At 67.1% G+C, this 20,540-nt stretch carries 20 protein-coding genes; 8 read left to right on the forward strand and 12 right to left on the reverse strand.

Going from position 1 to position 20,540, the window contains the following annotated elements; genetic code table 11:
* Nucleotides 1-16: 16 nt before the first annotated feature.
* The 3 genes from VX037_RS03015 to VX037_RS03025 all read right to left on the reverse strand — a co-directional run bounded on the left by VX037_RS03015 (nucleotide 17) and on the right by VX037_RS03025 (nucleotide 2,807).
* Entirely contained in the window at nucleotides 17-385 is a 369-nt protein-coding gene (locus VX037_RS03015; RefSeq protein WP_266063765.1) for an FKBP-type peptidyl-prolyl cis-trans isomerase, read from the reverse strand.
* 81 nt (nucleotides 386-466) lie between these two features.
* The gene (locus tag VX037_RS03020; RefSeq protein WP_266063764.1) at nucleotides 467-1,789 is read right to left on the reverse strand and encodes a citrate synthase; all 1,323 of its coding nucleotides are present in this window, start codon (nucleotides 1,787-1,789) and stop codon (nucleotides 467-469) included.
* Between the two features lie 70 nt (nucleotides 1,790-1,859).
* Nucleotides 1,860-2,807, reverse strand: a complete 948-nt coding sequence (locus tag VX037_RS03025; RefSeq protein WP_328713247.1) for a carbohydrate kinase family protein — start codon at nucleotides 2,805-2,807, stop codon at nucleotides 1,860-1,862.
* Nucleotides 2,808-2,926: 119 nt separating this feature from the next.
* Between VX037_RS03025 and VX037_RS03030 the strand changes: the two genes are divergently transcribed.
* The 3 genes from VX037_RS03030 to VX037_RS03040 are packed head-to-tail and all read left to right on the forward strand — an operon-like array spanning nucleotide 2,927 to nucleotide 5,539.
* The gene (locus tag VX037_RS03030) at nucleotides 2,927-3,577 is read left to right on the forward strand and encodes a 5-oxoprolinase subunit B family protein (RefSeq protein ID WP_328713152.1); all 651 of its coding nucleotides are present in this window, start codon (nucleotides 2,927-2,929) and stop codon (nucleotides 3,575-3,577) included.
* On the forward strand, nucleotides 3,570-4,454 hold the full coding sequence (locus VX037_RS03035) for a biotin-dependent carboxyltransferase family protein (protein ID WP_328713153.1): 885 nt from the start codon (nucleotides 3,570-3,572) through the stop codon (nucleotides 4,452-4,454). Before VX037_RS03030 ends, VX037_RS03035 begins: the two co-directional genes overlap by 8 nt.
* Before the next feature lie 41 nt (nucleotides 4,455-4,495).
* Nucleotides 4,496-5,539, forward strand: a complete 1,044-nt coding sequence (locus VX037_RS03040; RefSeq protein ID WP_328713156.1) for an oxygenase MpaB family protein — start codon at nucleotides 4,496-4,498, stop codon at nucleotides 5,537-5,539.
* Between the two features lie 11 nt (nucleotides 5,540-5,550).
* Here VX037_RS03040 and VX037_RS03045 read toward each other — a convergent pair whose 3' ends face one another.
* The 3 genes from VX037_RS03045 to pdxH all read right to left on the reverse strand — a co-directional run bounded on the left by VX037_RS03045 (nucleotide 5,551) and on the right by pdxH (nucleotide 8,727).
* Entirely contained in the window at nucleotides 5,551-6,627 is a 1,077-nt protein-coding gene (locus tag VX037_RS03045; protein ID WP_266063760.1) for an isopenicillin N synthase family dioxygenase, read from the reverse strand.
* Between the two features lie 76 nt (nucleotides 6,628-6,703).
* Nucleotides 6,704-8,011: an MFS transporter gene (locus tag VX037_RS03050; RefSeq protein ID WP_328713158.1), complete on the reverse strand. Its 1,308-nt coding sequence runs from the start codon at nucleotides 8,009-8,011 to the stop codon at nucleotides 6,704-6,706.
* A 20-nt stretch (nucleotides 8,012-8,031) separates the two neighbouring features.
* Nucleotides 8,032-8,727, reverse strand: a complete 696-nt coding sequence (gene pdxH / locus VX037_RS03055) for a pyridoxamine 5'-phosphate oxidase (protein ID WP_266063769.1) — start codon at nucleotides 8,725-8,727, stop codon at nucleotides 8,032-8,034.
* 191 nt (nucleotides 8,728-8,918) lie between these two features.
* Between pdxH and VX037_RS03060 the strand changes: the two genes are divergently transcribed.
* Nucleotides 8,919-10,049 (forward strand): citrate synthase 2, encoded by a 1,131-nt coding sequence (locus VX037_RS03060; protein ID WP_287016617.1) that lies wholly within the window; start codon nucleotides 8,919-8,921, stop codon nucleotides 10,047-10,049.
* A gap of 280 nt (nucleotides 10,050-10,329) precedes the next feature.
* On the forward strand, nucleotides 10,330-12,177 hold the full coding sequence (locus VX037_RS03065) for a BCCT family transporter (protein ID WP_235725454.1): 1,848 nt from the start codon (nucleotides 10,330-10,332) through the stop codon (nucleotides 12,175-12,177).
* On the opposite strand, the gene VX037_RS03070 is transcribed toward VX037_RS03065, so the two are convergent.
* Genes VX037_RS03070 through VX037_RS03080 form a run of 3 tightly spaced genes read right to left on the reverse strand, consistent with a single transcriptional unit; the run spans nucleotide 12,134 to nucleotide 15,340 of the window.
* Entirely contained in the window at nucleotides 12,134-13,774 is a 1,641-nt protein-coding gene (locus VX037_RS03070; RefSeq protein WP_328713159.1) for an ABC transporter permease, read from the reverse strand. The two genes, VX037_RS03065 and VX037_RS03070, sit on opposite strands and share 44 nt — an antisense overlap.
* Nucleotides 13,771-14,691 (reverse strand): ABC transporter ATP-binding protein, encoded by a 921-nt coding sequence (locus VX037_RS03075; protein ID WP_328713161.1) that lies wholly within the window; start codon nucleotides 14,689-14,691, stop codon nucleotides 13,771-13,773. Before VX037_RS03075 ends, VX037_RS03070 begins: the two co-directional genes overlap by 4 nt.
* On the reverse strand, nucleotides 14,672-15,340 hold the full coding sequence (locus tag VX037_RS03080; protein WP_235725451.1) for a TetR/AcrR family transcriptional regulator: 669 nt from the start codon (nucleotides 15,338-15,340) through the stop codon (nucleotides 14,672-14,674). The genes VX037_RS03075 and VX037_RS03080 overlap by 20 nt, the downstream gene beginning before the upstream one ends.
* A gap of 94 nt (nucleotides 15,341-15,434) precedes the next feature.
* On the opposite strand from VX037_RS03080, the gene serC reads away from it, so the two are divergent.
* From serC to VX037_RS03095, 3 genes are all read left to right on the forward strand, one after another.
* The gene (gene serC, locus VX037_RS03085; RefSeq protein WP_328713163.1) at nucleotides 15,435-16,580 is read left to right on the forward strand and encodes a phosphoserine transaminase; all 1,146 of its coding nucleotides are present in this window, start codon (nucleotides 15,435-15,437) and stop codon (nucleotides 16,578-16,580) included.
* Between the two features lie 428 nt (nucleotides 16,581-17,008).
* Complete coding sequence (gene sepH / locus VX037_RS03090; RefSeq protein ID WP_235725899.1) at nucleotides 17,009-17,986, forward strand: septation protein SepH; 978 nt, start codon at nucleotides 17,009-17,011, stop codon at nucleotides 17,984-17,986.
* 8 nt (nucleotides 17,987-17,994) lie between these two features.
* Nucleotides 17,995-18,786, forward strand: a complete 792-nt coding sequence (locus VX037_RS03095) for a DUF6928 family protein (RefSeq protein WP_328713249.1) — start codon at nucleotides 17,995-17,997, stop codon at nucleotides 18,784-18,786.
* Between the two features lie 22 nt (nucleotides 18,787-18,808).
* Here the strand turns inward: VX037_RS03095 and VX037_RS03100 are convergent, their stop codons facing one another.
* The 3 genes from VX037_RS03100 to VX037_RS03110 form a co-directional block, all read right to left on the reverse strand.
* Nucleotides 18,809-19,159 carry a DUF2537 domain-containing protein gene (locus VX037_RS03100; RefSeq protein ID WP_328713164.1) on the reverse strand — a complete coding sequence of 117 codons (351 nt, stop codon included), beginning with the start codon at nucleotides 19,157-19,159 and terminating at the stop codon, nucleotides 18,809-18,811.
* An 82-nt stretch (nucleotides 19,160-19,241) separates the two neighbouring features.
* The gene (locus VX037_RS03105; RefSeq protein ID WP_328713165.1) at nucleotides 19,242-20,003 is read right to left on the reverse strand and encodes an SDR family oxidoreductase; all 762 of its coding nucleotides are present in this window, start codon (nucleotides 20,001-20,003) and stop codon (nucleotides 19,242-19,244) included.
* A gap of 10 nt (nucleotides 20,004-20,013) precedes the next feature.
* Entirely contained in the window at nucleotides 20,014-20,436 is a 423-nt protein-coding gene (locus tag VX037_RS03110) for an Hsp20/alpha crystallin family protein (RefSeq protein ID WP_328713167.1), read from the reverse strand.
* Nucleotides 20,437-20,540: the final 104 nt, after the last annotated feature.

Raw genomic sequence — 20,540 nt, forward strand, 5'->3', positions numbered from 1 at the left:
GTCGTGCGGAAATGGACTACCCCACACCCAGCAGGTCGATGACGAACACCAGCGTCTTGCCGGACAGACGGTGGCCGGCACCGGCCGGGCCGTAGGCCAACTGCGGCGGCACGGTGAGCCGACGCCGACCGCCGACCTTCATACCGGGGATGCCCTCCTGCCAACCGGGGATGAGGCGCTCGAGCGGGAAGTTTGCGGACTGGCCGCGATCCCAGGAGGAGTCGAACTCTTCACCGGTCTCGAACTCGACGCCCACGTAGTGCACGTCCACGACGCCACCCCGCTGGGCTTCGGCGCCCTCGCCGACCACAAGATCGGTGATCTGCAGTTCGGACGGGGCAGGCCCCTCGGGGAAATCGACTTCGGGTTTCTCAGCGCTGGTCAACGGGACTCTCCTTTGAGTCGTCAGTCGGTATCTGTGGGCGGACGGCTTGTCGATGTCGTCCGCCGGCTCCCCGCGGGTCGGTCAGCGCGCATCCATGGCGACATAGTCGCGCTCGGTGTAGCCCGTGTAGAGCTGGCGCGGACGACCGATCTTGCCTGCCGGGTCCTCGTGCATCTCACGCCAGTGCGCGATCCAGCCGGGCAGCCGGCCGAGTGCGAACAGCACGGTGAACATCCGGGTCGGGAAGCCCATCGCACGGTAGATGACACCGGTGTAGAAGTCCACATTCGGGTAGAGCTTGCGCTCGATGAAGTAGTCGTCGTTGAGTGCGACCTCTTCCAGACCCTTGGCGATATCGAGCAGATCATCCTGCACGCCAAGGGATTCCAGGATCGAGTCCGCAGTCTTCTTGACGATGGCGGCACGCGGATCGTAGTTCTTGTAGACGCGGTGCCCGAAGCCCATCAGCTTCACGCCGGCCTCTTTGTTCTTGACCTTGTTCATGAAGGCCTGAGTGTCGCCACCGGAGAGCCGGATCTCCTCGAGCATCTCCAGCACCGCCTGGTTGGCGCCGCCGTGCAGCGGACCCCACAGGGCGTTGATGCCGCCGGAGATGGACGTGAACAGGTTGGCCTGCGACGAACCGACCAGGCGCACGGTCGAGGTCGAACAGTTCTGCTCGTGGTCGGCGTGCAGGATGAACAGCATGTCCAGCGCCTTGGCGACCTCGGGGTTCACTTCATAGGGCTCGGCCGGGAAGCCGAAGGTCATCCGAAGGAAGTTCTCCACCAGACTCAGCGAGTTGTCCGGGTAGAGGAACGGCTGTCCGGCCGACTTCTTGTAGGCGTACGCAGCGATGGTGGGCAACTTTGCGAGCAGCCGGATCGTGGACAGCTCAACCTGCTCCGGGTCCTTGGGATCCAGCGAATCCTGGTAGTAGGCCGAGAGCGCGTTGACCGCACTGGAGAGCACCGGCATCGGGTGCGCGTTGCGCGGGAAGCCGTCGAAGAACCGTTTGAGGTCCTCGTGCAGCAGGGTGTGTCGACGGATCTTGTCGGTGAAGTCGTCGAGCTGGGACGGCGTCGGCAGCTCACCGTAGATCAGCAGGTAACTGACCTCGATGAAGGTGGACTTCTCCGCGAGCTGATCGATGGGGATGCCCCGGTAGCGCAGGATGCCCGCGTCGCCGTCGATGTAGGTGATCGCCGACTTGGTCGACGCGGTGTTGACGAAGCCACCGTCGAAGGTGGTCAGCCCGGTCTCGGCGAGGAACTTGCCCAGCGCGACGGAATCGGACCCCTCGGTGGCCTTCAGGATCGGAAGCTCCAGCTGCCCACCGGGGTAGGTCACGGTCGCTGATGCCGTATCGGATGCCTGGTCAGCTGGGACTGTTTCAGCGGACACACGAACCCCTTTACTCAGGTTTGAGCCTATGTTCAACGCAGATCCGGGTAAGGATGCTGTTGGCTACAACCTAGTCGCTTGCCAGCTCGCTCGCCCACGGAGGGTCCGCGCCGGGCCTGGAAACGGTCACCGCAGCGACCTCACCTGCGAATTCGGCGGTCGCGCGCCATTGATCGGCGTCGAGCTCGGCCACCGCCACCGATGACAGCGCACCAATCCGATCCAGGTGTCGCAGCACACCGCCGACAACGCTGTCACCTGCACCGATGGTGTCGACAACCTGAGTGGGCGGTGCGGGTACGGTCAGTTCGGTGTGGCGGGTCCGGACGGTGATTCCGGCCGCCCCCGCCGTCGTTATGATCGCGCTCACACCTGCCGCGAGCCATTCGTCGCCGGTCGTGCCGTCGGGTCCGCTCGCCAACCACCCGGCGTCCTCGTCGGAGAGTTTCACGATGTCGACCGACGACGTCCAGGACGCGAACCGACGACGGTACGCGTCGGGATCTGCGATCACCGCCGGCCGGATGTTCGGGTCGACAATCACCAACCGCCCCTCGCCGTGAGCTCGCCGCAACAGCGATTCATACACCGACGCACCAGGTTCCAGCACCATCGACAGGGTGCCGAAACACACCGCGGCCACCGTGCTGGCCAACGGGCCGGGGTCGCTCACCTGACGGTCCGCGGTGCCCTCCACGTAGAACGAATACTGCGCGCCGCCGTCGGGTCCGATCGTCGCCAGGGCCAGCGACGTGGGTTCGGCCCGCCGCTGCAACAGCGACGTGCCGACGCCCGCGGAGCGCAGCGCAGACACGATGGCCTCGCCGTAGGTGTCGGTGGACACCGCCGAGCACAACGAGACCGCGCTCCCCAGCCTGCCGAGGGTGACCGCAACATTGAACGGGCCACCACCGAGCGCCGGCTGCAGCGGCGACAAGCCACCGCCGGCACCAGCCGGACTCGCCGACGTTCCCACCACGTCGACCAGCGCTTCACCACACACCACGATCTCGCGCATTCGCACCTTTTCGTTGTCGAGCATCTCGGCCGGACCGGCAATCCGCCACGCCGACAGATCCGGCCACGCCGCTGTTCGTGGTGTCATCATGGCCGCTGAGTGGCCGGTAGGTTGGACGTATGCGCGAGTTGCCCGCAGGTCACGACGCGGTGATGCTCGACTTCTCCGGCCACCCGGCGCCGACCGAGGCGGTTTCGCGCGCCACCGCCGCCCTGCATGCCGCCCGGACGGCGGGAACCCTCCTCATCGCCGACGTGGTACCCAGCGCGCAGACCGTGCTGGTGCAGGCCGATCGAGGGAACGGCATCGACACCCTCGGCGTCCACCGGGCACTGCGCACCGGCGATGCGAGCGTGGCGACCGCCGGCGGGGCCGACGACGAACTGCGGATTCCCGTCGTTTACGACGGGCCCGACCTCGCCGACGTCGCCCGACTGCTCGATGTCGACATCCCGCGGGTCGTGGAATTGCACACGAACACCCTGTGGCAGGTGCAGTTCATGGGATTCGCCCCCGGCTTCGGCTACCTCATCCCCCACGACGAACCCGACCATCCGTTGCGCACGGTGGGCCGGCGGTCCGAGTCGCGCACCCGTGTCCCGCGCGGCGCGGTCGCGATCGCCGCGGGCTACAGCGCGGTGTATCCGCGGGTCAGTCCCGGTGGCTGGCAGCTGCTCGGCGCGACGTCGATGACGATGTGGGACGAGGCGGCGGTCCCCCCGGCCCGACTGCGGCCGGGCAGCCTGGTGAGGTTCGTCGCGGATGAGTGATCGACACCGGCAGGTCACCGTCGTCGCGCCCGGCCCGCTGGCCACGGTGCAGGATCTCGGCCGCGCCGGATACGCCCACCTCGGGGTCCCGGTGTCCGGTGGGGCGGACCGCGGGGCGTTGACCTTGGCCAACCGACTCGTCGGCAACCCGGAATCGGCAGCCGTGATCGAGACCACGTTGGGTGGCTTGCACATTCGACTCCACGGCGATGTGCTGATGGCGGTGACGGGGGCCCGCGCCGAAGTGCGCGTGGACGGAATACCGGTCGGCGTCGACGCTGCGCTCCCCGTCTCCGACGGCGCCGAGGTGACCATCGAGAGTCCGACCCGCGGGTGCCGCAACTATGTTGCGATTCGCGGCGGCATCGACGTCCCGCTCGTGCTGGGGTCCCGCTCCACCGACACCCTGTCCGACCTCGGTCCGCCCGCGCTGCGTGCCGGTACCGAACTGCCGGTGGGCCAACCCACCGAGGACTGGCCGGCCACATCGTCGGCGCCCCGGGCGGCCGCGCACTCGGCGGTGACCGAACTCGAGGCCACCGAGGGACCACGCCGCGATCATGTGCAGACCCCCGCGCATCTGACCCGTGGCGTGTGGGTGGTCGGCGCCGACAGCAACCGGGTGGGTGTGCGACTGTCCCGTCCCGAAGACAGCGATGACCCGCTGGTCGTCCATCGCGCCGGCACCGCAGAACTCGCCTCCGAGGGCATCCCGCATGGCGCTGTGCAGATCCCACCCAGTGGACGTCCGGTCGTGTTCCTCGCCGATCACCCGGTCACCGGCGGATACCCCGTCGTCGCCGTTCTCACCGCAGCGTCGTCGGACCGCGCGGCGCAGCTCGTCGCGGGCGATAGGGTGCGCTTCCGCATTCGGTGAACATTGACACCCCGGGTGAGACGATTCTAAACTTTCGTCTCATGACCGAGGTGCTGACGAACACGCCAGAGGACTCATCGATCGAGCGCCGGCGCCCGGCGCCCATCCGCGCCGAGGACTACACGCCGCTCGGCCCGGACTCGTTGACGTGGCAGATCTGGGGCACCTGGACCGGGATGTTCCAGGGCCTGTGGGCCGGCTCCATGCAGAACATGCACCCCAAACTCGGCGCGGCCGTCTGGGAGCACTCGGACTTCTTCGGCGAACGCTGGCAACGGTTGATGCGCTCGCTCTACCCCATCAGTGGCGTGGTGTTCGACCCCGTGCCCGACTCGGGTCCGACCACCGGCGAGGAGGTACGCGACTACCACCGGGACGTCAAGGGCGAGATGGAGGATGGTTCTCGGTATCACGCCCTCGATCCCGACGTCTTCTACTGGGCGCACGCCACATTCTGGTACGGCAACGTCCGACTCTGCGAGCGGTTCGGCCCGTGGCTGAGCGAGGACCAGAAGCGGCAACTATTCGAGGAGTCGAAAGCCTGGTACGCGATGTACGGCGTCTCCATGCGCCCGGTCCCGGATACCTACGAGGACTTCCTCGAGTATTGGGACTACATGTGCCGCAACGAGCTTCGCGATCATCCGGCCGTACGTACGGTGCTCGACATCAGCAAGCTCCCACCGCCACCGTTTCTCTCGTTCATCCCGGAGTGGTTCTGGTTCCGCTACATGGCCGAACAGAACCAGCGATTCTTCACCTGGATGACCACCGGCTTCTACGACGAACCGGTGCGTGAGATCCTCGGGCTGCCGTGGAGCGAGACCGACGAGCGACGATTCCGCCTACTCGGCCGGGGCGTGAACCTGGTGATGCACCGCCTGCTGCCGAAACGGTTCCTGCGCCATCCGCGTCCCCGCGACGCCTGGGATCGCGTGCACGGTCGGGTGGCTGACGACGCCCCGCTGGTGCACACCCCCGCCCGCAACCTGCCGCCGGAAGCCGAGCGCGACAACCCGATGCACTACTGTCCGGTGCACGCCGCACGGCGCGCCACCTACCCGGGCCGCATCAGCTCCGACTGAGCGGGTCGGGGCTACTGCTGGCCCATGCCGCGACGCATCGCCTGGCGGACGCGTTGCGCTTCGCGGCGCGCGTAGGGATTCGACAGCCCGGCGCGCGAGCCGGCCAGCTTGGCGCCGATGTGCTCGCCGACCGTGATCGGCGAATAGCGACTGCCCGCACCCACACACGACGGGAGGGTGGAGATGGTGGCATCGATGTTGCCGTCGTGGAAGAACGCGGCGGACCGACGACGTTCGATGGTTCCGTCGATCACCGGCGGCTTCACGCGGTGCAGCGTCGACATCCAGCGTTCGTTGGTCCAGCGCGCCATCAGGTCACCCAGGTTGATCAGCAACGCGCCGTCCGCGGGCTCCACATCGTGCCATTCGCCGTCCCGATCGAGGACCTGCAGTCCACGCACCTGGTCGGCCCACAGCACCGTGACGATCCCGTAGTCGGTGTGCTCACCCATGCCGGTCAGCTCACCGTCGAGCTCCACCTCGCCGGGCGGCAGCGCATAGTTGTTCATCCGCAGCACGTCGAGGGAATGGTCGGTGTATCCGTCGAAGAAATCCGGCGGGAGATCGAGCGCCTCGGCGAAGATCCGGGTGAGGGTGTGCGCCACCCGCGAGGCCTCGGCGAAATACGCGGACACGGCCGCCTCGAAGTGGTCGACACTCGGCCAGGTGTTGCCGGCGTACTGATCGTCGGGCAGTTCGAGGTCCGGGTAGGCGGCGGCCTCGACGCCCACGTTGTAGGCCTCGAAGAAGTCGTTCATGCCCTCGGCCGGCTCCACGCCGAGGCTCAACGACAACGACTCCGACTTCGGCGGCGAATACCCGCGATTGATCTCCGGCGGCGTACGGTAGGCCTTCTTCTCCTCGAGCGGCAACGCGAAGAAATCATCCATCACCGCGGTGAACTCCTCGATCACCGCGGCCGGGATCTGATGCCCGATGATCTGGATGAAACCGACCGTGCTGGCGGCGTCGTCGATCTGGGCGGCGACGACTGCGCGTTGCGCCGCGTCTCCGTTGGCCGTGTACGGCGTGATGTCGATGATCGGCACCGCGAAGGTGCCCGTGGGGTTGTCGACTACCGCACTCATGGCACCATACTGGCACCGAATCCGCGGCTTCGCTGAGCAGGCACTTTGTCCGAGTCGCGACGGACTGCCCCATCACTCAGGCCAGCTGACCGGCCCGGTATCGGACGAACGCCGGAATAGCCAGCGCGGCAACGATCGTCAGCACGATCACGGCCACCCCGCCGCCTGCGGTCGCCACCGCGGTGCCGACCACGGCCGCCGTGGCCCCGTGCGTGACGTCGGCGATGCGGGGCCCACCGGCCACCACGACGATGAACACGCCCTGCAATCGGCCACGGACGTTGTCGGTGGCCGCGGCCTGCAGCATCGTCTGCCGAAATGCCGCCGAGGCCATATCCGCCGCCCCGCCGACCATCAGCGCGACCACCACGACCGGCAGCATCGGCAACGCCGTACCGTGCGCGAAGAACAGCGCCCCACCGGCCACCGAGATGGCCGCACCCCAGATCAGGATGCACACGATCACGGCCAGACCTTGACGGCGCACCCGCACGACCCACCCGGAGAACACCCCACCGATCACCGATCCAAGCGGAATCGCCGCGAACAGCAAGGCGAACGCGAGACCACCACCTTCGGGACCGCCGAAGCTCTCGTGCGCCATCTGCGGGAACAGTGCCCGCGGCATCCCGAAGATCATCGCGATCAGATCCACCAGGAAGCTGGCCAACAACACCAGGTGATCGCGCAGGTATCGGAATCCGTCGAGCACCGACCGCAACCCGGCGGCAGGACGGCGCTGCCCGTCCGCGAGTTCCGGACGCAATACGGGCAATCGGAGCACCGCCCAGAGCGTGGCCAGCAGACTCAACGTGTCGACCAGGTACAGCGTGGCGTAGCCGAGCACCGGGATCAGCGCGCCACCGACAAGTGGACCGGCGATGGCACCGGCCTGCATCACCGTCATGTTCAGCGAATTGGCGGCGGGCAGTTCGGTGAGCGGCAACAATCGCGGGAGCACGGCGGTGCGGGTGGGCTGGTTGACGGCGAAGAACGCCTGCTGAACGGCGAAGACGCTCAACAGAAGCCAGACATTCCCGACACCGAGCGCCGCTTGCGCCCAGAACAGCGCGCTACAGCCGATCAAACCCAGTGTCGTCACGATCAGGATGCGCCTGCGGTCGAACACGTCGGCCAGCGCACCACCCCACAAACCGAACACGATCAGCGGAACCAGGCCGAACACGCCGGTCAGGCCTACATAGGCCGAGCTGCCGGTGATCTGGTAGATCTGCGCCGGCACCGCGACGACGGTCAGCTGCGCGCCGACGACGGTGACGATGTTCGCGGTCCACAGTCGCCGGAAGTAAGGATTCCGCAGTGGCGTGGTGTCCGCGAGCAGTCGTCGACTCGACAGCCGCCTCGGCCGGGGAGCGGTGGGCACCAGCGAAGCCTAGTAGTGGCTCACGGCTGCAGTCGCACGGCCTCCCACCCGCCGTCCGATCGGGTCAGGCGAACCCGATTGTGCAGGCGGTTGGCACGCCCCTGCCAGAACTCGACGGTCGTGGGCACCAGTCGATAGCCGCCCCACGCCGGCGGCACCGGAATCTCTGCGCCGGCATCGAATCCGCCGAACTGCGCGGCGACCCGGGCCGCGAGATCCTCGAGGTCGGTACGGGTCTCGATGGGTTGCGACTGCGCAGATGCGTACGCGGAGAGTTGGGAGCCGCGTGGTCGCATGTACCAGTACTCCGCGGTCTCCTCCATCGTCACGTGCTCCACCGCTCCGCGGAAGTGAACCTGGCGCTCCAGCGCGATCCACGGGAAGGTCACCGACGCATACGGATTGGCAGCCAGGTGGTGCCCTTTGTCGGAGTCGTAGCCGGTGAAGAAGACGATGCCCGACGCGTCGGCCCCTTTGCACAGCACGGTGCGTGTGGACGGGATGCCCTCGGCGTCGGCGGTCCCGAGCACCATCGCGTTGGGTTCGGGGATGCGCGAGTCGATGGCCTCACGCAGCCACACATGAAACAGGTCCAACCAGGGCGGGTCCCCGCGTAGCCAGCTCGGATCGAGGTTCTCGCGGATGCCGTCGGCACCCGCCGCGCGGTCACCTTCGCCGATGTTCGGTGGGATGCCGCCGCCGTAGCCTACCCGCATGTTGGGTAGGTCAATCGCATCATCGGCCACGAGGTGAGGCTACTCCGCGACGCACGGTTACTCCCCGGTATGCCGCCGGTGTGCTCCTGTCCTAGAGTTCCTGGTGAGATTGCGGGTCGTGGTGGATCGCGGTGTGGTATCCCCACGACAGTGGTCCACACGATGTGCGTGTCGAGGTGAGGTGGTCTTCGATGTCCAACACGGTGCCCGACGATTTCGTCGCCGGTCTCGAAGGAGTGGTGGCGTTCACCACCGAGATCGCCGAACCCGACAAAGACGGCGGTAACCTGCGCTACCGCGGCGTCGACATCGAGGACCTCGTGGAAAACCACGTCACCTTCGCCGATGTGTGGGCGTTGCTCGTCGACGGCCGATTCGGCGACGGACTACCCCCGGCCGAACCCTTCCCCCTGCCCATCCATACCGGCGACGTACGCGTCGACGTACAGGCCGCCCTGGCCATGCTCGCCCCCATCTGGGGCTACCGGCCCCTCCTCGACATCGACGACGACACCGCCCGCGCCAACCTCGCCCGCGCCTCGGTGATGGCACTGTCCTACGTCGCCCAATCGGCCCGCGGCATCCATCAACCCGCCGTCCCCCAACACATCATCGACCAATGCGACACCGTCACCGCACGTTTCATGACCCGCTGGAAAGGCGACCCCGACCCCCGACACATCCGAGCCATCGACGCCTACTGGGTCAGCGCAGCCGAACACGGCCTCAACGCATCGACATTCACCGCACGCGTGATCGCCTCCACCGGCGCCGACGTCGCCGCCGCGCTGTCGGGCGCGATCGGCGCGATGTCCGGGCCACTGCACGGCGGCGCACCGGCCCGAGTGCTCCCGATGATCGAAGAAGTCGAAACCACCGGCGACGCCCGCGGCCTCGTGCGCGGCATCCTCGACCGCAAAGAAAAACTGATGGGCTTCGGCCACCGCGTCTACCGCGCCGAGGACCCACGGGCCCGCGTACTACGCCGCACCGCCCAAGAACTCGACGTCCCCCGCTACGAAGTGGCCGCAGCCCTCGAACAAGCCGCACTCACCGAACTACGCGAACGCCGCCCCGACCGCGCCATCGAGACCAACGTGGAATTCTGGGCCGCAGTCATCCTCGACTTCGCCGAGGTCCCACCCCACATGATGCCGGCGATGTTCACCTGCGGCCGCACCGCCGGATGGTGCGCCCACATCCTCGAACAAAAACGCCTCGCCAAACTCGTCCGACCCGCCGCCATCTACACCGGACCAAGCCCACGACGACCCGAGGACGTCGCGGGCTGGGGCGACGTCAAACCGGCGCCGGGACTCTGATCCGCACCCGATCGCGGGTAGGTGCGCCCCGCCCCGCCCCCGCGCATAGGGCAAGCCGGTGTCGTAGGGTCATAAATCAGACACATAACGATTGCCCGAATACCACTGATTGCACACCCTGATCCTGCAGTAGCGTCCGATTAGGTCGCGAACACGTCGCGGAACCTGTCGGTTCGCCGCCGATGTGAGCAGGTCGACTGCCGTCGATGCCGAGCAGCACGCTGTGCCGCTCCGCGTCGACGACGATCGTCGATGTGCACGAGTTGCAAGGGAGCGAGATATGTTCCGGTCCGCCTGGCGGGAGCAGCACAAACCGGTGTTCGTCACCGCGTCGCTGATCATCTTCGCCTTGATCATCTTCTGCGTGATCTACGCGAGCACGGCAGCCGACGCATTTCAAAAGCTGAACGGGTGGATCACCTCCGGCGTGGGTTGGTGGTACATCCTCATCGTCACCGGGTTCGTGATATTCGCGATCTACTGTGCGATCAGTCGGATCGGAACGATCCGACTCGGCAAAGACGACGAAGAGCCCGAGTTCGGTGTCCTGTCCTGGTTCGCGATGCTGTTCGCCGCCGGCATGGGCATCGGCCTGGTGTTCTACAGCGTCGCCGAACCGCTGTCGCACTACATCACGCCACCCGAAGCCGGTGGCATCGAAGGTTCCACCGACGCCGCCGCCAATCAGGCGATGGAACTCACGCTGTTCAACTGGGGCCTGCACGCCTGGGGCATCTACGTCGTCGTGGGTCTCGGCCTGGCGTACATGACGTTCCGCAAAGGACGCCCGCTCGCGGTGCGCTGGCTGCTCGAGCCGTTGATCGGCCGCGAACGTGTCGAAGGCTGGATCGGGCATCTGGTCGACGTCGTCGCCATCGTCGGCACTTTGTTCGGTGTCGCCACCTCGCTGGGCTTCGGCATCCAGCAGATCTCGGCCGGCCTGGAGTATCTCGGTTGGCTGACGGTCAACAACTGGGTGGTCGTCATCATGATCTTCCTGATCACGAGCCTGGCGATCTTCTCCGTGGTCACCGGTGTCACCAAGGGCCTGCGATGGCTGTCGAACATCAACATGGCGGTCGCGGCGCTGTTGGCCGCGTTCGTCCTGGTCCTGGGGTCCACGCTGTTCCTGCTGCAGTCCTGGGTGCAGAACATGGGCAACTACATCGCCACGCTGCCGGACATGATGTTGCGCACCGCGCCGTTCGCCGACGACACCTGGATGGCCGATTGGACCATCTTCTACTGGGGCTGGTGGATCAGTTGGGCCCCGTTCGTGGGCATGTTCGTCGCCCGGATCTCCCGCGGCCGCACCATCCGTGAGTTCATCGCCGGTGTGCTGCTGCTCCCGACGTTCATCAGCGCCATCTGGTTCACCATCTTCGGCGACTCCGGCATCCTGCGTCAGCAGCAGGAGGGCAACATGCTCGATGACGGCAGCGTCAACGCAAACACGTCGCTGTTCCAGTTGCTCGACGGGTTCCCGCTGGCCGCGGTCACCAGCGTCATTGCGATCATCGTGGTGGTCATGTTCTTCGTGACGTCGTCGGACTCCGGGTCGCTGGTCGTTGACATGCTCGCCACCGGCGGCAAGATCGAGACCCCAGTCCTGACCAGGGTCTACTGGGCCAGCCTCGAAGGGGTGACGGCAGCTGTGCTGCTGCTGGTCGGCGGCACCGACTCGTTGACCGCCTTGCAGACGATGTCGATCGCCACGGCGGTGCCGTTCTCGATCGTCATGGTGCTCGCGTGTATCTCGTTGCTACGGGCGTTCCACTACGACATCGCCGTGCAGCCGAGATTCCTGCACCTGAGTCTGGGCAATGGGAGCGAGGCGGCCGCCGTCGCCGCAGCCGCCGAACCGGCGCATCGTCACGAGAAACGCCGGCGTCCGATGTCGGCGACCTTCGCGGGACTGCCCGACAACGCCGACAAGCCCGACACCGGCGAGCTGATCGTCGCGGTGCACGAGGTACCGCATCACGCGGTGACGGTCGACCCGGAGACCGGATCGTTCGCGATGGGTGCGTACGAGGAACCCGAGGATCCCCTCGCAGATGGCGACGGGTCCACCAACGGCGAGGTCAGCCGATCTGTCGACGACGAAAGATCGCCCAGCCAGTCGTGACGAACATCGCCGCGACCCCGATCAGCACGACGATCGGGGTCGCGCGCATCGGGTCCACCGGCACCAGCGGGGTGTGGGTGAACGGCGACAGATCGGCGGCCCACTGCGGCAGGTCGAACATGCCCGACAGCGGCCCGAGCAGCAACGCCCCCACCACGACCACCCATCCGACATGGGCCAGCGACGGTCGGATCGCGTAGAGCGCAAGCGCTATCGCCACCACGACCAGCATCGCCGGAACCTGCACTGCGCCCGTTTGCGCGGCGTTGGTCGCGGCTCTCGACCATCCCCCGCCCGCGATGCCGGAGCCGAGCACCATGCCGGCCGCCGCCACGATCACCAGGGTGACGCCGCCCACCGCACCGATCACCGTGTAGGTGAGGAAATAGCGGCCCCGAGCAGTCGGCGTCGTGAGTACCACCTCGGCGCGACCGGCCGACTCCTCGGCCCGCAGACGTTCGGCCAGGTTGACTCCCCATGCCGAGGCGGCGACAGCGAGGAAGCCCAGCATGGTCATCCCGAACAACGTGCTCAACGTCGCGTCACCGAGTGCGGCGCGCATGACCTGATCAAACTGTTCGTTGCCCTGCGCGAGGTCGGCCACTGAGGGCTGCATGAAACCGATGATCAACGCGTAGACGAATATGCCTGCAGCCCAAGCCAACAGCAACGACCGAGACAGCCGCACCGCCAACGACTCGACGCGTGGCAGGCGGGAACTCGCCGCCGGACCGCGGCGCTGGGCGATCAGCCCGGCTCCCAGATCGCGGTGCACCGCGACCCGCCCGGCGATGGCCGTCCCGCCGACGAACACCGCCACCGACAACACGGCGGGCAGCAGATCGTTGTTCCCGAACGGGTCGATCTGCTCAGCCCATCCGATCGGGTTGGTCCACCTCAGCCATGCCCAGTCGTCGGTTGCGTCGGCTGCACCGCGAAGCAGATAGCCCAGTAGGACAACCGAACTGGCGGTCAGGTTGGCGATATGGGAGGTGGTCGCGATCTGCGCGGCGATCAACGCCACCCCGATCGCAGCCAGCCCGGTCGAGGCGTACTGCGCGAACACGGCGACCGCATCGCCTGCATCGGCCCCCAGCGGGAGCAGGATCACTGCCATTGCCACCGAGACGATGCCGACGAAGAGGGTAGCGACGGCCGCGGCCGCGACGGCCGGTGCCAGCGGGCCCACGGCGGCCGCCCGGACGAGTTCGGTACGGCCGAGTTCCTCCTCTTTGCGGGTCTGCCGCACGGTCATCATCGCCGCGCAAACCCCGAGCGCGGCGATCAGGAACAGCCCCGCGCGCCAGGAAACCAGCGCCGCAGTAGGTTCCACGTGGGTCAACTCACCGAGCAGAAATCGGAAGGCCGGGTTGGCACCGGGCCCGGCCTGCAGGCGCAGCCGCTGCTGGGGTGTCTCGTACATCCCTGAGATCGCCTGTGCGGTCGATACGTTGATCAACACGAACAACACAACCGTGATCGGCGCGAGAATCCGTTCGCGTCGTAGGCCGAGTCGCACGAGCACTCCGACGTGGGCCAGTTGATGCGACACCACGCTCGCGCGCACGCCGGCGGCTCCCGCCGTCCCCGCCGTCATGCCCCGACCTCGCGGGGTTCGGAGTAGACGTGCAGGAAAAGTTCCTCGAGACTCGGCGGCTCGACCGCCAACCCCGTCACGTCGAGTCGGGCGAGGACGCGGGTGACTTCGGCCAGTCCGGCGTCGGCGACGGTGAAGCTGACCTGATCGTGGTCGACGGTGAAGTCGTGCACGCCGACAATCGAGGCCAGGTCGTGTGCGCCGACTCCGATAGTGGCGGTCACCCGTGAGCGTCGCAGGTGGCGCAGTTCGGTGAGCGGGCCGGACCGGATCGTCTTGCCGGCCCGGATGATGGTGACCGTCTGGCACAGTTGCTCGACCTCGTCGAGGAGATGGCTCGACATCAGTACCGCCGCCCCGCCGTCGGCGACTTCGCGCACGCAATCGGTGAACTCGCGTGTCATCAGCGGATCCAGTCCGGATGTGGGCTCATCGAGCACCAGCAGTTCGCATGGCGCCGACAGCGCGGCGATCAACGCCACCTTCTGGCGGTTCCCTTTCGAGTATGCCGAGGCCTTCTTGGTGGGGTCGAGGTCGAACCGGTCGATCAGTTCGTTCTTGCGACTGCCGGACTCGACTCGCAGACCCCGCAACGACAGGAGCAGGTCAATACATTCGCCGCCGGACAGTTGTGGCCATAGATTGACGTCGCCGGGCACATAGGCGAGACGACGATGGATCGCCACCGCGTCGGCCATCGGGTTGCGCCCGAATACCGCGACTCGCCCGGCATCGGGCCGGTACATCCCGAGCATGGTGCGGATCGTGGTGGACTTCCCGGCGCCATTGGGACCGAGAAATCCTGCGATCTCGCCGGCGCACACGGTGAGATCGAGGCCGTCGAGGGCGGCGAACGAGCCGAACGTTTTCCGTAGCCCCTCGATGTCGATCACCGGATCAGTCAGAGTCGTGGTCATTGCGTTCCTCTCGATAGGCCAGTACCGCGTCGAGCAATGACTCGTCGGTCATCACCCCGTGAACGGCGAGTTCGGCTGCGGGCAACACCACCCGGTCGACGTAGGACTGCAGGATCACCCCGGCATCCGACCAGTCCGCGGGCGGATTCATCACCACGTCGACCAGCAATGCACCCATCGACTGCGCGACCATGTACCGGGCGCGGGCGGCCTCGTCGCGGGAGGGCCGGATGGTTCCGGCGGCCACGCCTTTGCGGAAGGTCTGTTCGGCGTCCTCGGCCAGGTGCGCCAGCAACTGACGGGCCATCTCGCCGCCCGCCTGCAGACTGCGGATGAGATAGACGATGCGCGGGCCATCGGAGTCGATGTCCTCCATCCGCCGCACGAATCCGGCGAACGCGTGCGGACCGGCCTGCTCGTCGAGCCCCTGTTCGTTGGCCTCGCGGGTTTGCCGCAGGACATGTTCGTCGCACTCGGCCCGCAACTTCTCCTTGCTGCCGAAGTGATGGATCACCAACCCCGGACTCACCCCGGCGGCCTCGGCGATCGTGCGCACGGTCGCGGTGAAGCCGTCGCGGGCGAACACCTCGATGGCGGTGTCGCGGACCCGAGCGCGGGTGGTGCGGTCGTCGGCGTCAGCTAAACGCATGTACAAGATGCTAAACACACGTTCAGCCGGGGTCAACAGATACTCGGTGGGGCCTGACCGGGGTGGTCGGGGCCACAACCTTAGACTTGCGGACATGAGTGACACCGCCACCGCACCGATCACGATTCCCGCCGACCTCCTGCCGTCGGACGGCCGCTTCGGATGCGGCCCGTCCAAGGTGCGCCCGGAACAACTGCAATCCCTCGTCGACACCGGTGCGTCGGTGTTCGGCACCAGCCACCGTCAGGCGCCGGTGAAGAATGTCGTCGGCTCCATCCGCGCCGGCCTGTCGGAGTTGTTCGCCCTGCCCGACGGGTACGAGGTGGTGCTCTCCAACGGCGGCACCACCGCCTTCTGGGATGCCGCTGCGTTCGGACTGATCAAGCAGCGTTCCCTGCACCTGACCTACGGCGAGTTCTCGTCGAAGTTCGCCACAGTCGCCAAGAAGGCCCCGTTCCTCGACTCACCCGCGGTGATCTCCACCGACCCGGGGACCGCGCCTGATCCCGCCGCGCTGACCGCCGACGACTTCGGCGGCATCGACCTGATCGGCTGGGCGCACAACGAGACCTCCACGGGCGTGGCCGTGCCCGTGACCCGTCCGGCGGGCTCTGACGATGCACTCGTGGCCATCGACGCGACCTCCGGCGCCGGCGGCCTCCCGGTGAACATCGCCGACGCCGACGTGTACTACTTCGCACCGCAGAAGTGCTTCGCCTCCGACGGCGGCCTGTGGATCGCGTTGATGAGCCCGCGCGCCCTGGAACGGATCTCGCATATCGCCGAGACCGACCGGTGGTGCCCCGAGTTCCTCTCGCTGCCCACCGCTGTGGACAACAGCAGCAAGAACCAGACGTACAACACCCCAGCCGTGGCATCGTTGCTACTCCTCGACAACCAGGTGCAGTGGATGCTCGGCCAGGGCGGTCTCGATTGGTGCGTCTCGCGCACCGCCGATTCCAGCGCACGCCTCTACCAATGGGCCGAAGCGAGCGAATTCGCGACACCGTTCGTCGCCGATCCGTCGCAGCGCAGCCAGGTGGTCGGCACCATCGACTTCGACGACGAGATCGACGCGGCGACCGTCGCGAAGACGCTGCGCGCCAATGGCGTGGTCGACACCGAGCCGTACCGCAAGCTCGGTCGCAACCAGCTGCGCGTCGGCATGTTCCCGGCGATCGAGCCGGACGATGTCAGCAAGCTGACGTCGTGCATCGACTTCGTCGTCGACAAGCTCTGAGGGCCTCCTGCTGACCGTCCCGCTGATCGAGTAGCCCGCGAGCCACCGTCCCGCTGATCGAGTAGCCCGCGAGCCGCTAGGCGAGCGGGCGTATCGAGATCCCTTGCATCGCGCCGGGTCTCGATACGTTGCCTCGCCTAGCGGCTCGGCAACTACTCGACCAGCGGGGAGAGCGGCGGCCCACCGGCGGGGAGGCGCGGCCCACCGACGGGAGGCGCGCCCACCGGCGGGGCTGGGGCGGCCGCCGGCCGGCCGGAGCTCACAGACCGTGAGTATCCCTGTTATCACCTGTAGCCTGTGCCCCATGGGTAACATCTGCCACAACCTTGCTGATCTGCGGTTTTACCGCGTGTCAGACAGTTCGGCAGGCGAGGTCTGGATTAACCTGACCCCAATGCCCGCACTCGTGGTCACCGGAGGAGGAGCAGATGCGTGAGCTTCGCGTCGTCGGCGTAGAGGCCGACGGCACCCATGTGATCTGTCAGGATCCCGAGTCGGGTGAGAAGTACCGGATGGCCGCCGATGAACGGCTCCGGGCCGCCGCACGCGGCGACATCTCACGATTGGGGCAGATCGAGATCGAAATGGAAAGCACACTACGGCCCCGAGAGATCCAGGCACGCATCCGCGCGGGCGCCACCGTCGCCGAGGTCGCGGCGCTGGCCGGCGTACCCGTCGACAAAGTCGAACGCTTCGCCCACCCGGTTCTGCTCGAGCGCGCCCGCGCCACCGAACTCGCCTCGATGGCCCACCCGATCCGCGAAGACGGCCCTGCTGTCTCCACCCTCGGCGAGGTGGTCGGTGAGGCCATGACCGCGCTGGGTCACAACAACCAGGACGTGGACTGGGATGCCTGGAAGGGCGACGACGGCTACTGGGTCGTCCAGGTGTCGTGGCATGTCGGCCGCACCGACAACCATGCGCACTGGCGGTTTCAACCGGGTAGCCATGGCGGCACCGCCGACCCGCTCGACGACCTCGCCGACGAGCTCACCCATCCCGAGATGATCACGCCGCGTCGGCGGTTGACCCCGGTTGCCACCCCCGACCTCGCGCCGACACCCGCGGTCGAGCACGAGCCCGAAGGCCACGACGAGGTCACCTTCGACGCCGACCGACTCATCGATGCACAGCGCACGCGGACGGGCCAGATCCCGCCGAGCCACGACGAGCACGGGACCGTTGCCATCGACTTCGGCACGCCAGACTCCGACTCGACCCCCTCCGGTTCGACCGATCAATCCGGCGACGACCGCGAGCCGGACTCGGCGGTCACCACCGCATCCGGTGAGCAGGCCACCGACGATGCGGCGACCAACGGCAAGCCCCGCCGTCGGTCCCGCAAGCCCGCGGTGCCTGCGTGGGAGGACGTTCTGCTCGGCGTCCGCAGCAACGGCAACGGCTGATCGCTGACGTGTCGGCCCGCGCAGTCACTCTGTGGTTCATCGACAGTGACGACCCCATCGCACAACTGTCCGCCGATCCCCTCAACGATGTGGTCGCCGCGCAGAAACTCGCCGCGACGATCTACGGCGACCGGGTGCTGGTCCCCGTCGCCGACACCGATCTCGCCACTGCGGCCGCTGCGGCCGACGCGCATGTCTATGCCGGCTGGTATGGACGTTTGTCGGTGTTGTGCTGTTCTCTCTTCGACACCACCGAACCGTCCACGCTGACCCGGACACTGGCGTCGATCCGGCCCAGTTCGGCCGCGACGCTGCTGGTCACCGACCCCGACCGGTCGGCCGGAGCCTTCGCCCGGTGGGAACACGGCGAGCTGCGCCGGTCCTTCGCGGCCGACCCGGTGACGATCTTCGAGGACTCCGGCCTGCCCTACCCGTTCGAGCGGCCGTTCTGGGCAGGCGAACACCCCCTTCGCTATGCGCCCGGGGTGCCCGCCGAACCGCTCGCGCTGCCGTTCCATCCGCAAGAACTCGCCGAACAGGCCAACCGGGAGTGGCTGGGCTTCCGGTTCACCACCCCGCTGGCCGACACCGATCTCGATCCGACGCGAATCCCGGTCACCGCGTTCGCGATCCATCCCGCCGATTATGTTCCTGCCGAGGAGGACTGGGCTCGATACCAGGGAAATCTGACCGTCTCGGGCAGTGCCGTGGCCGACGACGGCGCAGACGCGGCGTCAGGATCGCCCGCGCCGCCGCCCAAACGCCGCGGACGCCTCGCGCGCTACTTCGGATTCGGCTGACCCGCCGCTGGGACATCGGCCGTCAACGGCCCAACGCCAGCAGCACGATCGACGACCCGAGTCCGGCCAGCAGGCCGATCAGCGCACCCCAGACGATCCAGCGCCACACCGGGCGTGCGCGCAGGTCCCACAACGTCCACCCCATCCCGAGCGCCACGACGAGCACCGCAGCCAACCCGAGCCAGGTCACCAGCGACCCGATCAGTTCGTAGACACCGACGAGGAGCAACGTCGCGAACACCGCGCTGATTAGGGTCACCAGCAGACCCAGCACCCAGGGTGTCGGCTCGTCAGCCACCCGGTCGTCGGTGCCCGGGCGGCGGGCCGGCCACGACTGCCCCCACCTGGTCTCATCGCGCTCGGACGGTGCCATGGCCTCATTGTTCCCGATGTCGGCCGCGACCTCGGGCAGACACCCGCCACAGGTCGGTGACAGGGCGCGACAGGAGTACGGATCAGTGTCCGTGGCCGGCGACAACGGGCATGGGCACCGCGATCCCGGAACCCGTGACGGCACCCCCGTCGACGACGAACTCGGCACCGGTCGAATACGACGCCTCGGTGACGATGAACCGGATCATCGCAGCAACCTCATCGGGGGACCCGAATCGGGCGATCGGTTGCCCCGCCGCGATTGCCTCGTCCATACCGGCGGTCATCGGTGTGCGGATGGGTCCGGGATGGATCGAGCACACACGGATGTGCCCGCCGGACAGATCCAGCGCCGCCGCCTTGGTCAGGCCGCGCAGGCCCCATTTGGACGCGACATAGCCGGCCAGGTTCTGATAGCCCATCAACCCCGCCGTCGAGGAGACGTTGACGATCACGCCTGCGCCGGATTCTCGAAGCGACTCCGCCGCGCAATGCATGCCGAGAAAAGGGCCCACCAGATTCACCTCGACGACTCGCCGGAACTGCTCCGGCGACAGCGTCTCCACGCTGCCGAACCCGAGCACTCCCGCGTTGTTGATCAGCGCCCGGAGCGGTCCGTACTGGTGCCGGGTACGCGCCACAACATCGATCCAGCCGTCAAGGCTCGTCACATCCAGGAACTCGAAGGACGCCCGGGATCCGATCGATCGGGCGACCTCATGACCGTCGAGCACGTCGGCGAGAACGACGTCCATGCCGACGGCCGAGAGCGCGCGGGCGGTTGCTGCGCCGATTCCGCGCGCCGCACCGGTCACCAATGCGACACCTGCCGGGTTAGGAGCCATCGTCTCCTCCTCAGGACGTCGTGACGTCGATCTTCTTCGCCGAGGCCTCGGGCTCGGAGATCGGTACGGTCACGGTCAGGATGCCGTCGTGATAGTCGGCCTTCATCTGGTCCTGGACATGGCCACCCGGTAGCGAGACAGTGCGGGAGAATGATCCGTAGGAGAACTCCGATCGCCCGTCTGTCTCCTTCTTCTGGGTGCGTGTCGCGCTGATGGTGAGCAGACCGTCGTGCACGGTCACCTCGACATCCTTCGCCGGGTCGAGGCCCGGGAGTTCGGCGCGCACAACGTACTTGTCCTCGCCCATCTCGTCCTCGACGCGGATCAGGTGACGATCTGCGTGCAATGTGGCGAATGTCGGTACCGCACCGAAGAACTCGGCGATGTCGGGCAGCAAGGAATGACCGGTTCGGCGGCTGGTGGTCGTGCTCATGATGATCCTTTCTCCGCAACTTGTCGTTACCACCGAATTGCACCGCGCGGGCGGCATATCGGGTGAGAGGACAAAGACCCTTCCCACGGTTGCGAGCGGCCCTT

The organism is Gordonia sp. Z-3 (assembly GCF_036233855.1).
GTDB lineage: Bacteria > Actinomycetota > Actinomycetes > Mycobacteriales > Mycobacteriaceae > Gordonia > Gordonia tangerina.